This window comes from Pedococcus sp. P2_A3 (assembly GCF_056405035.1).
Genome location: NZ_JBFUCW010000024.1, coordinates 42,855 through 56,366 on the forward strand (window position 1 = coordinate 42,855; position 13,512 = coordinate 56,366).

The 13,512-nt window shown below is 72.5% G+C and carries 15 protein-coding genes; 6 read left to right on the forward strand and 9 right to left on the reverse strand.

The window, feature by feature from the left end:
- The first annotated feature begins 137 nt into the window (after positions 1 to 137).
- Positions 138 to 677 (forward strand): hypothetical protein, encoded by a 540-nt coding sequence (locus AC1DX8_RS17525; protein WP_477631226.1) that lies wholly within the window; start codon positions 138 to 140, stop codon positions 675 to 677.
- Positions 677 to 1,273 (forward strand): hypothetical protein, encoded by a 597-nt coding sequence (locus AC1DX8_RS17530; protein WP_477631227.1) that lies wholly within the window; start codon positions 677 to 679, stop codon positions 1,271 to 1,273. The genes AC1DX8_RS17525 and AC1DX8_RS17530 overlap by 1 nt, the downstream gene beginning before the upstream one ends.
- On the opposite strand, the gene rsgA is transcribed toward AC1DX8_RS17530, so the two are convergent.
- Genes rsgA through AC1DX8_RS17545 form a run of 3 tightly spaced genes read right to left on the reverse strand, consistent with a single transcriptional unit; the run spans position 1,195 to position 4,098 of the window.
- Complete coding sequence (rsgA, locus tag AC1DX8_RS17535; protein WP_477631228.1) at positions 1,195 to 2,247, reverse strand: ribosome small subunit-dependent GTPase A; 1,053 nt, start codon at positions 2,245 to 2,247, stop codon at positions 1,195 to 1,197. The two genes, AC1DX8_RS17530 and rsgA, sit on opposite strands and share 79 nt — an antisense overlap.
- Positions 2,244 to 3,572 carry a 3-phosphoshikimate 1-carboxyvinyltransferase gene (aroA, locus tag AC1DX8_RS17540; RefSeq protein WP_477631229.1) on the reverse strand — a complete coding sequence of 443 codons (1,329 nt, stop codon included), beginning with the start codon at positions 3,570 to 3,572 and terminating at the stop codon, positions 2,244 to 2,246. The genes rsgA and aroA overlap by 4 nt, the downstream gene beginning before the upstream one ends.
- Complete coding sequence (locus AC1DX8_RS17545; protein WP_477631230.1) at positions 3,559 to 4,098, reverse strand: DoxX family protein; 540 nt, start codon at positions 4,096 to 4,098, stop codon at positions 3,559 to 3,561. The genes aroA and AC1DX8_RS17545 overlap by 14 nt, the downstream gene beginning before the upstream one ends.
- Before the next feature lie 103 nt (positions 4,099 to 4,201).
- Here AC1DX8_RS17545 and AC1DX8_RS17550 point away from each other — a divergent pair, with 103 nt between their 5' ends.
- Together AC1DX8_RS17550 and AC1DX8_RS17555 are read left to right on the forward strand one after the other, a co-directional pair.
- On the forward strand, positions 4,202 to 5,104 hold the full coding sequence (locus AC1DX8_RS17550) for an SOS response-associated peptidase (protein ID WP_477631231.1): 903 nt from the start codon (positions 4,202 to 4,204) through the stop codon (positions 5,102 to 5,104).
- A complete protein-coding gene (locus AC1DX8_RS17555; protein ID WP_477631232.1) occupies positions 5,101 to 5,736 on the forward strand; it encodes an alpha/beta hydrolase family protein in 636 nt (211 codons plus the stop codon). The genes AC1DX8_RS17550 and AC1DX8_RS17555 overlap by 4 nt, the downstream gene beginning before the upstream one ends.
- Positions 5,737 to 5,763: 27 nt before the next feature.
- Here AC1DX8_RS17555 and AC1DX8_RS17560 read toward each other — a convergent pair whose 3' ends face one another.
- The 6 genes from AC1DX8_RS17560 to AC1DX8_RS17585 form a co-directional block, all read right to left on the reverse strand.
- A complete protein-coding gene (locus tag AC1DX8_RS17560) occupies positions 5,764 to 7,533 on the reverse strand; it encodes an efflux RND transporter periplasmic adaptor subunit (RefSeq protein ID WP_477631233.1) in 1,770 nt (589 codons plus the stop codon).
- Positions 7,526 to 8,425, reverse strand: coding sequence for a hypothetical protein (locus AC1DX8_RS17565; RefSeq protein WP_477631234.1), 900 nt, complete (start codon positions 8,423 to 8,425; stop codon positions 7,526 to 7,528). Before AC1DX8_RS17565 ends, AC1DX8_RS17560 begins: the two co-directional genes overlap by 8 nt.
- A 35-nt stretch (positions 8,426 to 8,460) precedes the next feature.
- Entirely contained in the window at positions 8,461 to 9,687 is a 1,227-nt protein-coding gene (locus tag AC1DX8_RS17570) for an ABC transporter permease (RefSeq protein WP_477631235.1), read from the reverse strand.
- The gene (locus tag AC1DX8_RS17575; protein WP_477631236.1) at positions 9,684 to 10,394 is read right to left on the reverse strand and encodes an ABC transporter ATP-binding protein; all 711 of its coding nucleotides are present in this window, start codon (positions 10,392 to 10,394) and stop codon (positions 9,684 to 9,686) included. Before AC1DX8_RS17575 ends, AC1DX8_RS17570 begins: the two co-directional genes overlap by 4 nt.
- Positions 10,391 to 11,647, reverse strand: a complete 1,257-nt coding sequence (locus AC1DX8_RS17580; protein ID WP_477631237.1) for an efflux RND transporter periplasmic adaptor subunit — start codon at positions 11,645 to 11,647, stop codon at positions 10,391 to 10,393. Before AC1DX8_RS17580 ends, AC1DX8_RS17575 begins: the two co-directional genes overlap by 4 nt.
- A 110-nt stretch (positions 11,648 to 11,757) precedes the next feature.
- Positions 11,758 to 12,300 carry a ferritin gene (locus tag AC1DX8_RS17585; protein ID WP_477631238.1) on the reverse strand — a complete coding sequence of 181 codons (543 nt, stop codon included), beginning with the start codon at positions 12,298 to 12,300 and terminating at the stop codon, positions 11,758 to 11,760.
- 228 nt (positions 12,301 to 12,528) lie between these two features.
- Here AC1DX8_RS17585 and AC1DX8_RS17590 point away from each other — a divergent pair, with 228 nt between their 5' ends.
- Positions 12,529 to 13,179 carry a sigma-70 family RNA polymerase sigma factor gene (locus AC1DX8_RS17590; protein ID WP_477631239.1) on the forward strand — a complete coding sequence of 217 codons (651 nt, stop codon included), beginning with the start codon at positions 12,529 to 12,531 and terminating at the stop codon, positions 13,177 to 13,179.
- Positions 13,176 to 13,457, forward strand: coding sequence for a mycothiol system anti-sigma-R factor (gene rsrA, locus AC1DX8_RS17595; protein WP_477631240.1), 282 nt, complete (start codon positions 13,176 to 13,178; stop codon positions 13,455 to 13,457). Before AC1DX8_RS17590 ends, rsrA begins: the two co-directional genes overlap by 4 nt.
- Positions 13,458 to 13,512 lie beyond the last annotated feature (55 nt).

Here is a 13,512-nt window from a genome sequence, read left to right on the forward strand (position 1 = left end):
TCCATCACCTCGACAGACGAACCAGCAGAGCCGTTGGGTGACAACGATTTTCGGTGATTTTTCCTGTCACCCGGGGCGTTGTGGTGTCGCGTCAGTGAGGTGTCAGCACCACGTCACCACAGGGCAAGGAGAGCATCATGGAACACCGTCAGTCATCACCTCTTTGGCGGAGGACGGCCACCGCAGCAGCCTGCGCCGCCATCCTCGGCGTGGGCGCAGCAGTCGCCCCCGCCGTCGCGGGCGCCGCCACCAGCTTCCGGGGGAACCTGCACCTGCTCCTCAGCGGGAAGGGCGCGCCGTTCGCCGACGCGTCGGCCAAGCTCACCCTCGTCGGTCATGGCGACGCGTCCACAGCGGTGCTGGTGGTCCACGGCGTGGACCCCGCACAGGCCGGGCGGACGTTCGGCGCCCACCTGCACAACGGACCGTGCGTCGACGGCAACGGCCCGGCCGCCGGCCCGCACTACAACCACACCGGTCAGCCGCCCACCGCGGTGAACGACCAGACGGAGATCTGGCTGGACTTCACCGTGGACGCCGAGGGCAGTGCCAACGCCGTCGCGCACGTCCCCTTCGTCGCGACCCCCGGCCAGCGGTCGGTCGTGATCCACGAGCGGGCCACGGCTGCCAACGGGACAGCGGGCGACAGGCTCGCGTGCCTGCCTGTGGAGTGGTGATGACGACCTCCCGGCACGCGGTGCTCCGCGCCGCCCTCGTCGGCTTCGGCCTGGGGGCGGCGTGGGGGGTCGTCGCGAGGGCGTGGATGCGGCTGGTGTCCACCGAGCCTGAGTTCAGCTGGGCCGGCACGTCGATGATCATCGGTCTCAGCGGCGTGCTGGGGCTGTTGATCGGGCTGTCCTGGCGGGCCCGCCACTCCACTGGGGGTCGCAGGTGGTTCCGGCTCCTCTTCGTGCCCGGCCTCATCCTGTTTGCCGGGCAGGGTGCCCCGTTGGCGCCCGGGCTGCTCGTCGCCGGTCCGCTGGTGCGTCGCCGTGGCCTGCTGGCCCGCGCGGTCGCGGTCCTGGCCATCGTCGGTCCGGGCGTGCTGCTCTGGTGGACCGAACGTCTCGACGAGACCACGATGCTGTCCGCGCCGCTGCACGTCCAGCTCGCGCTGCTGTTCGGTATGCCGGTGCTCTCCCTGGCCCTCGCCCTGGCCGGCCACCTGGTGCTGGGCCCGCTGGGGGAGCGGGCTCAGTCCGACTCTCCCGAGCGCGCCCGCAGCAGGCGCCGCAGCGACTCGAGACGTGAGGTGCCGGCCGGGCCCGCGTGACCCGAGGCGACCCAGGCGTCGAGGGCACACTCCTCCTCGTCGTGCGTGCACCCGCGGGGGCACTCGGCCGTACCGGGCTCGAGGTCGGGAAAGTGCTGGATGATGCGGGCGAGGTCCACGTGGGCGAGGCCGAACGAGCGCACCCCGGGGGTGTCGATCACCCAGCCACTTCCGTCGGGCAGGCGCAGGGCGACGGCGGAGCTGGAGGTGTGGCGACCGCGACCAGTGAAGTCGTTGACCACTCCGGTCGCCCTGTGCGCGTCGGGGACCAGCCCGTTGACGAGCGTGGACTTGCCCACCCCGGAATGGCCGATGAACACGCTGACCCGGTCGACCAGCTGCTCCTGCAGGGCCTCGAGGCCTTCGAAGCCGGACTCACCGACGGCAGTCACGATGTGGCGGACGTTGAGTGGCGCGTAGTGGGCGAGGAACGCGTCGGCGTCGGCCAGGTCGGCCTTGGTGAGCACCAGGAGGGGAGCGAGCCCCGCGTCGTAGGCGGCCACGAGACAGCGGTCGATCATGCGGGGACGGGGCTCGGGGTTGGCCAGGGCCGTGACGATGACGAGCTGGTCGGCGTTCGCGACGATGACGCGCTCGACCGGGTCGGTGTCGTCGGCCGTGCGGCGCAGCACCGAGCGCCGCGGCGTGAGGCGGACGACCCTGGCCAGTCCGTCGGGGTTGCCCGTCGTGTCGCCGACCAGCTCGACGTCGTCGCCGACCACGATGCCCTTGCGACCCAGCTCGCGCGCCTTCATGGCCGTGACGATGCGCTCCGGCCACGGCCGTCCGTCGGGGCGCTTGCCGCCGGCGCCCTGGGCGACCAGCACGGTGTAGCGACCGCGGTCGACGCCGATGACGAACCCGGGCACGGCGTCCTCGTGGGCCGGGCGGTCCTTGGACCTCGGTCGCGACCCCCGGCGGCTCGGCCGGATGCGGACGTCGCTCTCGTCGTAGTCCGAGGCCCGTCGGCTCACAGCCGGTCACCTCCGGGCGCCACGAGGCCGTGCCACAGGTCGACGAACTCGGGGAGGGTCTTGGCCACCGTGCCGTGGTCCTCGACGACCAGCCCGGGCGCGCGCAGCCCCAGCACGGCGCCGGCCATCACCATCCGGTGGTCGGCGTAGGTGTGGAACACGCCACCGGTGAGGGGGCCGGGGGCGATCCGCAGGCCGTCCTCGGTCTCGGTCACCGTGGCCCCACGGTCGCTGAGCTCGCGCGAGAGGGCGGCCAGTCGGTCGGTCTCGTGCCCCCGGATGTGCGCGACCCCGCGGATGATGCTGGGGGAGTCGGCCAGGGCGGCCAGGGCAGCGACGACGGGGGTCAGCTCACTGGCGTCGTGCAGGTCGACGTCGATGCCGCCCACCTCGCCGGAGCCCGACACGGTCAGGCCTTCGCGGGACAGGGAGACGTCGGCGCCCATGGCGTCGAGGATGTCGCGGATTGCGTCGCCCGCCTGGGAGGTGTGCTGGGGCCAGCCCGGCACGGTGACGCGTCCGCCGGTGATGAGCGCGGCCGCGAGGAAGGGCGCGGCGTTGGACAGGTCGGGCTCGACCTGGACGTCGAGGCCGTTGATCTCCGAGGGCTCGACGCGCCAGGTGTTGGCCTCCCCGTCGTCGACGATGGCTCCCGCGTCGCGCAGGGTCTCGACGGTCATCTCGATGTGCGGCTCGGACGGCACCGGCTTGCCCACGTGGTGGATCGTCACGCCCTGGTCGTAGCGCGGGGCGGCCAGCAGGAGGGCCGAGACGAACTGCGACGACGAGGAGGCGTCGAGCGTGACGGTGCCACCCGGCATACGCCCCGTCCCGTGGACGGTGAAGGGCAGCGTGCCGCGGCCCTCGTCCTCGACCGTCGCCCCGAGGTCGCGCAGGGCAGTGAGCACCGGGCCCATGGGCCGCACCCGCGCCTGCACGTCACCGTCGAACGTGACCAGGCCGTGGGCCAGGGCGGCAACCGGCGGCAGGAAGCGCATCACGGTGCCCGCCAGCCCGCAGTCGACGTGCGCCCCGCGGTTGAGGGTCGCCGGCGTGACCACCCAGTCGGGGGCGAGGTCGCTGTGGGCCGTGGCGTCGTCCACCCCCGCACCCAGGTCGCGCAGGGCCTGGGCCATGAGGAGCGTGTCGCGGGACCGCAGCGGGCGCCGCAGGCGCGACGGGCTGTTGGCGAGCGCCGCCAGGACGAGGAAGCGGTTGGTGAGGGACTTGCTGCCCGGCAGCGTGACGTCGGCGTCGACGGGTCGGGCCGCGGTGGGCGTCGACCAGTCGGCCGACAGGGCGTGCGATGGGTCAGGTGAGGGCATCGTGGGCCTGGGATGCCGCCAGCTTGGCCTCGCGACGGGCGGCGCGCGCGGCGAGCTTCGCCTCGCGTCGGGCCCGCTTGGCGCCCCGCTTCGCCGAGTCGCCAGCGAGTCCCGCGCGGTAGGCGAGCCCGGGCTTGCCCTCGGTGTCGACACTGGCGAGCAGGAGGCCACCGAGCAGCCCGAGGTTCTTGAGGAAGTTGATCCGCTGGATGCGCTTGGCCGCCGGGTCGGTCTCGGTCCAGAACGGGTGCCCGACGTAGGTCGTCGGCACGAGGGCGCCGGCCAGGGCCAGCGAGGCGAGGCGCGGCACGCGACCGGTGGCCAGCAGGGCACCCCCGGCCACCATCGTGGCGCCGTTGGCCCGGACGAGGAGCTCGGGGTCGTTGGGCAGTCCCAGCGGAGCGAGCTGCTCGGCGAACGGGGCCACCTTGGGCTGCAGCGCCGAGGGGTGGCGGAGCTGGTCGAGTCCCTGCACGACGAAGATCGCGGCGAGCAGGGGCCGGGCCACGCGGCGGACGAGGGTCATGGTCACTCCTGGGTGGTGTCTGGAGGATGCGGTGGGTCGGTTCGCAGGTCGCCTCCCTGTCTACCGTATTGGCAGGTCACCGTCGCTGCGTACCCTGTCCACCATGTGCGGCCGATACGCAGCCACAGCGAACCCCGACGAGCTCGTCGAGGAGTTCGAGGTCGAGCAGGACCGGACGTCCGAGCCGACCCGCAGCATCCTCAAGAACCCGCAGTCGCCGCCGGCGGGCACCCCGGACTACAACCTCGCCCCGAGCAAGCAGGCTCCCGTCGTCCTGATGCGCACGCCGCGCGGCGGCACGGAGGAGTATGCCGCTGAGCCGGCACCGGTGCGCCAGCTGCGGCTGCTGACGTGGGGGCTGGTCCCCAGCTGGGCCAAGGACGTCAAGATCGGGATGCGCATGATCAACGCGCGGGCGGAGTCTGTCCTGGAGAAGGGGTCGTTCGCGAAGGCCGCCGCGTCGCGCCGGTGCCTGGTCCCCGCACAGGGGTGGTACGAGTGGCAGAAGTCGCCGGTGAGCAAGGACGCCAAGGGCAACCCGCGCAAGCAGCCGTTCTTCATGCACCGGGCCGACGGCGACGTCGTGGCGTTCGCCGGGCTCTACGAGTTCTGGCGTGACCGCGAGATCGCGGACAAGGACGACCCCGAGGCCTGGCTGACGACGTTCACCATCATCACGACGGAGGCCGAGCCGGGCCTGGACCGGATCCACGACCGGCAGCCGCTGGTCCTCGAGCGGGGGGACTGGGGCACCTGGCTCGATCCGGCGGTCACCGATCCTGCGGAGGTGGGGCGGCTGCTCGCCTTCTCCTCGCCCGGGCGCTTCGAGGCGCATCCCGTCGGGACCGCCGTCTCGTCCAACCGCAGCAACGGACCGCAGCTGATCGAGCCGGCCGGCCTCGACGAGCTCGACGGCGTCGTCGACCCCATGACCGGCGAGATCATCGGGGGCGCCGCTCCTCCCGCGGGACCGGACGAGACGGCAGGAGGGCCCAACCCCGCATGAACCCCACGCGAGTCGTCGAGGTGCAGACCCCCTCGGGGCCGGCACGGGTGCACGTGCTCCGCCCTCTGCGCGCGCACGGCACGGTGGTCCTCACCCATGGCGCCGGCGGCAGCATCCGCGCCGGTGACGTGACCGCGGTCGCCACCGGGCTGGTCGAGGCCGGGTGGGCCGTGGCGCTGGTCGAGCAGGCTTGGGTCGTGGCCGGCCGCAAGCTGCCACCGCCGGCCCACACCCAGGACCCGGCGTGGGTGCCGGTGGTCGCCCAGCTGACGAGCGGACGGGCTGCCCTCCCTCGCCCGCTCGTCGTGGGCGGCAAGAGCAACGGAGCGAGGGTCGCGTTCCGCACCGCGCACCTCGTGGAGGCCGATGCAGCACTCGCGCTGGCCTTCCCCCTCCACCCGCCTGCCAAGCCCCAGCTCTCCCGGGCCGAGGAGCTGCGCGCACCGGTGGCGCACGGCATACCGCTGCACGTGGTGCAGGGCGAGACCGACCCGTTCGGCACGCCCGACGAGGTGCGCGCCGAGCTGCCCGACCCCTCGTGGGTGAGTGTGGTCAAGGGCGGTCACGGGTTCACGAAGAAGCCGGACGACCTGGTGGCGGCAGCCGTCGTCTTCCTCCGCTCGCTCGCCTGAGGCTGCCTCTCGAACTGCGGTATGCCGTCAGCCCCCGAACCGAGTCCGGCCTGAGAAGCCGCCGCCGGGGAAGCCGCTGCCGTTGCCACCGAGCGTGTTCCGGCCGCCGAAGCCGCCGGCGCCCTGGCCGGAGCTGGGGATCGCTTGGCTCGGGTCGGCGAGAAGCACCCTGTCGCCCGCCTTGAGGCCCGTGGTGACCTGGGTGCGGGTCGCGCCGACCGCGCCCAGGGTGACCGACGTGCGAGTGGTCGTCCCGTTGCGCACCAGCGTCACGAAGCCGTCGCTCGCGCTGGTCGTCGTGATCGCCGAGTTCGGCACGGTGAGGACGTTGGTCGCGGTGCCGACCGTGATGCTCACGGGAGCGCGAGCCCCACTGGCCAGGGTCGGCGTCGAGGTGGGCACGTCGACGACGACGGCGTAGGTCGCTCCGGCCGAGGTGGCGGTGCTGCCGGTCGTCTCGCTGGGGATCAGGCTGACCTGCGCGACCGAGCCCGCGACCGTGCTGACCGAGCCGGGCGGCGTCGCCGTGGCGTCCTGGCCCACGCTGATCTTCGAGATCGAGGCAACCGGGACCTGCACGGTGACGGTCGCTCCTCCGGTGCCGACGATGGTGACCCCGTTGGAGCCGGCGCTCTCGCCGACGGTCAGCCCGACGGCCGCCACGGTGCCTGAGGCCGGGGCCGTCAGCCGGGCGTTGCTGCGGGCGGTCTCGGCCTGGTCGAGGTTGATCTGGGCCCGGGCGACGTCAGCCTGGTCCGACGCCACCCTGGCTGCGGAGACGCCCGCGCCGGCCTGAGAGCCGGAAGCGGACGAGCTCCCGGTGCGGTTCGACGGGGAGGTGCCGGCTGCTGAGCCCGTGCCGGACCGGGAAGACGTGCCGCTCGTGGCCTTGCGACCGGTGGCACCGCCCTGGCCCGCCGTGCCGCTGCTCGGCGCACCCGGCGCAGCCGCCTTGGCTGAGTCGGCCAGCGCCTGCGACCAGGCCTGCTGGGCTGTGGCGACTCGGTCCTGCGCCGCCGTCACGGCGTCCTGGGCGGCGGTGACCGCGTGCAGCGCGGTCTGGGCGTCGCGCATCGTCTGGAGGCACTGGGCCAGCGCAGCCGTATCGGTGGACGAGGTGTCCGCGGAGGTGCTGGTCGTGCTGGTGCCAGTGGGCCCAGTGGTGGTCGTCGTGCTCGTCGGCTGGGCGAGGACACCGGCGCAGGCGGTGTCCGCGGCCGCGAGCGCCGTGGTGGCAGACCGCTCGGCCGCAGCCACCGCGGCCTGGGCCGCACTCACTGTGGCCTGGGCAGCGCGCACCGCCTCGGCCGCGCTCGTGGCCCGCGCGGTGGTGGGCGCGATGGTCAGTGCCGAGGGTATGGCGGACAAGGCCCCGCTCTGCGTGGAGCCCGAGGACGCGCTGGTGGGGGAGGTGCCTGCCTCGTCCGACTCCAGGGTTGCCTTGGCGCGGGCCAGCGTGGCCTTGGCCTGCAGCACGGCGTCGTCGAGGTCGGCGGTGGCGAGCAGGGCGAGCTGCTGGCCCTTCGTGACCCGCTGGCCGACGGCCACCGACACGGAAGCAACCGTGCCCGAGGTCTTGAACGAGGCGGTCTGCTGGTTCACGTGCTGCACGGTCCCGACGAACGACAGGGACTGGGCGACCGTGCCGGTGGCGACGGTGGCGGTGCGGTAGCCGCTGTTCGGGTCGTCGGCCGCGTGGGCCCGGGCGACGAACGCGACACCCAGGGCCACCGCTACCGCCACCGCCGCCGAGGACAGCCGCAGTGGGGTCGAGTGCCCTGCGTCGTCGTCAGCCATGGGTGCCTCCCGTGGGTGCTGCCTGGTCGCGGCCGAAGCCCTGGCTGCACGTGCCGTCCACCGCGGGTCGGACGGCGATCGAGGTCGCCTGCACTGCGCCCGTGTCGTCCGACGGTCCTTGTGCCGTCACGCAGGTGCCGACGGCCGCCGCCTTGGCAGTGGCCGTGACCGTGACCGTGTAGGTCGTCGCCCGGGAGGTGGTCACCGTGACGGTGCGTGTGGTCGCCGTGGGACCGGCCGTGGCAGTGCCGCCCGCACGGACCGGCACGGTGCTGACGACGGTGAACCCGGCGGCCGTGACCGCGGTGACCCGGCCGAACGCGCCCCGACCACCACCGACTCCCGGACCCGGACCGAACCGACCCGAGGGTGCGTCGGACGGCCGCGGCCCCGTGGTATCGGGCAGCGCCCCAGTGGGGCCGCCGGCGAAACCGCCCCGGCCTGCACCGCCGCGGGCGAAACCGCCGGTGCACTCGCCGCCGACGGCCGCCGATACCGCGACGCTCATGGCCGCCACCGGGGCCGCGGGATCCGTGGCCCCGGTGCCCGTGGCGGGCGCGCCGCGCACGATGACGCACGACCCGACCACCACCGCGGCGGCGGTCGCGGCGGCCTCGCGCGTGAACCTCGTGGAGGAGCTCCACGTCACCGATGTCTGGGTGTCGGTGCCCTGCACCTGCAGTATCCGGCCGTCCACGGCGGCCACGAGGCCGCTGACTCCCGGCGGACGCGTGCCACCTTGGGGGGCGCCAAGGCCAGCGCTTGCCTGGGTGGTCGAGCTCCCCGCAGAGGTCGGTGACGCGGCGTTGCCGCTGCCACCGCACGCCGAGAGCAGCAGCGTGGCCGTAGCGACGGAAGCAGCCGTCCAAAGGGGCCGGGTGAGCGCGGACATGATCGCGGTGCTCCTGGATTCGTTGGGGCGCATGGCTATTCGCTGCGCAGGGCGTCGATGGGGGCGAGCCGGGCCGCGCGGGTCGCGGGGTAGACGCCCGCGCCGATCCCGATGACGAGGGAGATGAGCAGCGCTCCGACTGCGACATACGGCTCGATCGAGACCGGCTGGGCGATCAGCGGGGGGAGCAGGCGCGCGCCGGCATAGCCGAGGGTGAGACCGAGGACTCCGCCCGCGAGGCCGAGCACGCTGGCCTCGGTGAGGAACTGGCGGCGCACAGCCCGCGGGGTGGCGCCGAGCGCCTTGCGCAGCCCGATCTCGCGGATCCTTTCGGTGACGGAGACGAGCATGATGTTCATGACGCCGATCCCGCCCACGAGCAACGAGATCGCGGCGATGCCCGCCAGCAGGATGGTCAGGGTGCGGTCGGTGGAGGTGGCGGTCGCGACGAGCGACTCCTGGGAGCTGATGGTGAAGTCGGGGGAGGCCGAGGTGACCCCGTGCGAGACCAGCAGCGCTGCATGCGCCTCCTGGTATGCCGCTGAGAGGGTCTGCTGCGACGTCGCCTGGAGGTAGAGAGTGCTGATGGAGGAGGTGTTCGCCGAGGAGGAGAGGCGCGCGGCATACGTCGTGAGCGGGATGACCACGGTGTCGTCCTCGTCGGAGCTCGTCGACGACCCGATGGAGGTGAGGACGCCGATCACCGTGTAGCTCGATCCACCGATCGTGACGCCCTGCCCGACGGGGTTGCGCCGCCCGAAGAGCTCGGACGCGGTGGTCGTGCCGATCACTGCGACCTGGGCTGCGGCCGACTCCTCGCCGCTGGTGAAGAACCGGCCAGTGGCCATCGTCCGGGCCCGGACGTTCGGCCACGAGCCGGTGGTCCCCACCACCTGGGTGGTCCAGTTGGTCGTGTCGGCCACGACCGACTGCGAGGTGCTGCTGACGGGCGCCAGCGCGGCGACGTCGGGGGCCACGGACCGGTCGGCGAGCATCGCGGCGTCACGGGTCGTGAGGGTGGACGCCGACCCGCGACCGGCTCGCAGGCCTTGGGTTGTCGTGCTGCCGGGGGAGACAATGAGCAGGTTCGACCCCAGCTTGCTGATCTGGTCGCGCACGGTCTGCTGGGCGCCTTGGCCCAACCCGACCGTGAGCATCACGGCGGCGATGCCGATGAGGATGCCGAGCGTGGTCAGCGCCGACCGCAGGCGGCGGGCAGAGATGGCCTCGAGGGCGCTGCGTAGTGTCTCGGCCCAGCTCATCGGGGCGTCCCCGTCACGGCCAGGTCCTCGAGCAGTCCGTCGTGGATGCGAAGCGTTCGGCGAGCCCGGGCGGCGACGTCGTGCTCGTGGGTGATGAGGGCGATGGTGCGGCCGGTGTCGTTGAGCTCGTCGAACAGCCGCAGCACGTCCTCGGTCGAGCTCGAGTCGAGGTTGCCGGTGGGCTCGTCGGCCAGCAGCAACGACGGGTCCGTCACCAGGGCCCGGGCGATCGCCACCCGCTGTTGCTGCCCTCCCGAGAGCTCGCCGGGACGGTGGTCCACGCGGTCGGCCAGGCCCACGCGTTCGAGGCATGCGATGGCCCGCCTGCGGCGTTCGGCCGCCCCTGTCCGGGCGTAGCACAGCGGCAGCGCGACGTTGCGCCAGGCCGACAGCGTCGGGAGCAGGTTGAACTGCTGGAACACGAAGCCGATGCGGGTGTTGCGGATCTCGGCCAGCTCGGCCTCGCCCAGGCGGCCGACGTCCTGGCCCGCGAGCTCGTAGACCCCTGTCGTGGGGACGTCGAGGCAACCGAGGATGTGCATGAGGGTCGACTTGCCCGATCCCGAGGGACCCATGATCGCGATGTACTCGCCGGCCACCACCGTGAACGAGACCCCGCGGAGGGCCGCGACCTCGAGGCTGCCGCTGCTGTAGGTCTTGCTCACCTCGGTCAGTCGGAGGATCTGCTTCCCCCATGCGTCGGTCATTGGCCACCGCCCGGCGCCTGGCCACCACCAGGGAACTGCCCGCCGCCAGGGGCCTGGCCCCCACCGGGGAACTGCCCGCCATCGGGGAACTGGCCACCACCGAACTGCCCGCCACCCGGGAACTGGCCCCCGGTGCCCCGCTGCCGGTTCGTGCCCGTGCCGCCGCCCCCCTGAGGGAGCTGGATCTGGCGCACGACGACCTGGTCGCCCTCGGCGATACCCGACGTGATCTGGGTCTGGGCCCCGTAGACCGCCCCGACGACGACCGTCTTGCGCGTCTGCCTGCCGCCCTTGGTGAGCGTCACGTAGGTGGTGTTGCCCGTCGAGCTGATTGCCRCCGACGGGATCGTCAGCACGTGGTCGACCTGCTTGACCACGATGGCGGCGGTGACGGTGCCCCCGGCGTACAACCCTTTCGGCGCGCCCGTCACGCCGATCGTGACCGGGAAGGTCGCCGAGCCGCTGCTGCCTGTCGAGGCCATCACCCCGACCGACCGCACCGTGCCGAACACCTTCTGGTTGCTGCCATCAGGGGTGATCTCGACCTGCAGACCCTTCTTCACGCTGGCCAGGTCGGGGGCGCCGACCGACGCGTTGACGACCCACGCGTTCGTCGAGATCACGACGATCTGGGCGGTGCCGGTGGTGCCCGTGCCCCCGGTCCCCGTTCCTCCGGTCCCCGTTCCGCCGCCGCCGGTGCCCCCGCTCGCTCCGCCGGTGGAGCCGACCGTGTCACCGGTGGCGATGACGACACTGGCGACCGTGCCCGCGATGGGCGAGCGGAGGGTGGCCTCCGCGAGGGACGCCTCGGCCCGGGCCAGGGTGCTCCGCGCTGCCGCGAGCTGGGCGTCGGCGGAGGCGACCTGGGCGACCGTGCTGCCGGCAGCGCTGTTCACCTGGTCGACGGCCGCGGCCACCGCCGCCTCCGCGGAGTCGACCGCGGCTTGCAGCTCGGTGTCGTCGACGGTCGCGAGGGTGGCCCCCTTGGCGACCTTGTCGCCGACCGTGACGGGGACCGAGGTGACCGTCCCTGACACCTGGAACGACAGGTCGGCGCGCTGGGCCGGTGCCAGCGTGCCCGTCGTGGTCACAGTCTGCCGGATCGTCCCGACCGTCGCCGTCGCGGTGATCGTGGTCGTCGTCGCGCTCCCGTCCGGTCGTGCGAGGGCCCACCCCCCGACGGCTCCGGCCACCACGACGACGGCGCCCGCGCCGGCGATCCACTTCTTCTTGCCAGCCAGACGCCCGTCCACGGTGCACTCCAGTCTCCGACGATGCCGAGAGAAGGGTGCGCCTGCGTGCTGGGGACTTGGTGCACGGCGGCTGTGACTTGGCTGTGAAGACGTCCAGCCGTCGCGTGGGGTTAGAGCGTGCCGCCTGCTGCTGCCGGCGCGGACGCGTCGTTGCCGCCGTCGCCCACGGCCTCGCGGGCCAGGTGGTCCTCGATCTGGAACCAGTCCTCACCGGCGCGCTGCGCGATGGTCAGCAGCGTGTTCATCGCGGCGACCTCCTCGACCTGCTCCTTGAGGAACCAGAGCATGAACTGCTCCCCGAGCACGTCACCCTCGCTGCGCGCCGCGCGGAAGAGCGCCTCGATCTGGGCGGTCACCGACTTCTCCTGCTCGAGCGCGACGGCGATCGGCTCGTGGGGCTTGCCGAACTCGTTGCGCACCTCGTCCACGCCGGGGACGGTCAGGGCCCAGTCCCGGTCCAGCATGTACTGGACCATCATCATGGCGTGGTTGCGCTCCTCGACGCTCTGGGCGTAGAAGTGCGTCGCGAGCCGCGGGAGGTCGTGCCCGTCGAACCAGACCGCGATGGCGATGTACTGCTGGCTGGCCGTGAACTCGTGGCGGACCTGCTCGGTGAGCAGCTGGACGAAGGACGGTTCAGGAGCGGGCGACATACCCGAAACCGTAGCGCCTGGGAATGACGGTGTGAGGCGCTCCGTTGCACCGAGGGACCGGCCGCCCTGCGGTCGAAAACCACCCGATGCACCGCCAGGAGCCAGCACGTGCCCGTCATGACCGCACCGCCTGACCGCGGGGCCGCGCCCACCGCCCCGGTGGGCCTGGGACTGTCCGCCACGACCAGGAAGCCGACCGCCGCCGAGGCGGGGCTAGGCTGGAGGGCAATGACTGAGACTCCCGCCACCGACACCATCGTCGACGAGGCCACCCCCGACGCCACGGTCGACGTGGCCAGCGAGACGCCCGCCGAGCGCCAGGCGCGCTTCGAGCGCGAGGCGATGCCGCTGCTCGACCAGCTCTATTCCGCTGCCCTGCGCACCACGCGCAACCCGGCCGACGCCGAGGACCTGCTGCAGGAGACCTACACGAAGGCCTTCGCCGCGTTCCACCAGTACCGGCCCGGCACCAACTTCAAGGCGTGGATGTACCGCATCCTCACCAACACCTACATCAACACCTACCGCAAGAAGCAGCGCGAGCCGCTGCAGTCCGATGCGGCCGAGATCGAGGACTACCAGCTCGCCCGTGCCGAGTCGCACAGCTCGAGCGGCCTGCGCTCCGCCGAGACGGAGGCGTTGGACCACCTGCCCGACACCGAGGTGAAGCGGGCACTGCAGGAGCTGCCGGAGGACTTCCGGATGGCGGTCTACCTCGCCGACGTCGAGGGCTTTGCGTACAAGGAGATCGCCGAGATCATGGACACTCCCATCGGCACGGTCATGTCGCGGTTGCACCGCGGCCGGCGCCAGCTGAGGGAGCTTCTGACGGAGTATGCCGCCGAGCGCGGCTTCGTGACCCAGGGAGCGGACTCATGAGCTGCGGAGAACTAGGACCGGGAGAGGCTGCGGGGTCGGACYGTTCCGAGGTCCTGCACCGGGTCTACGAGTACCTCGACGGCGAGATGACGCAGGACGACACGGTCAAGATCCAGCACCACCTCGAGGAGTGCGGCCCCTGTCTCAAGGAGTACGACCTCGACCAGGCGCTCAAGGCGCTGGTCAAGCGGTCGTGCGCGTGCGAGGAGGCGCCGGTGGAGCTGCGGACCTCGATCATGGCGCGGATCACCACCATCCGGTACCAGATCTCGGAGTAGCCAGGCGCCCCGGGACACCCAGGGCAGACGGACGCCAGAAGGGGCGGTCGGATCC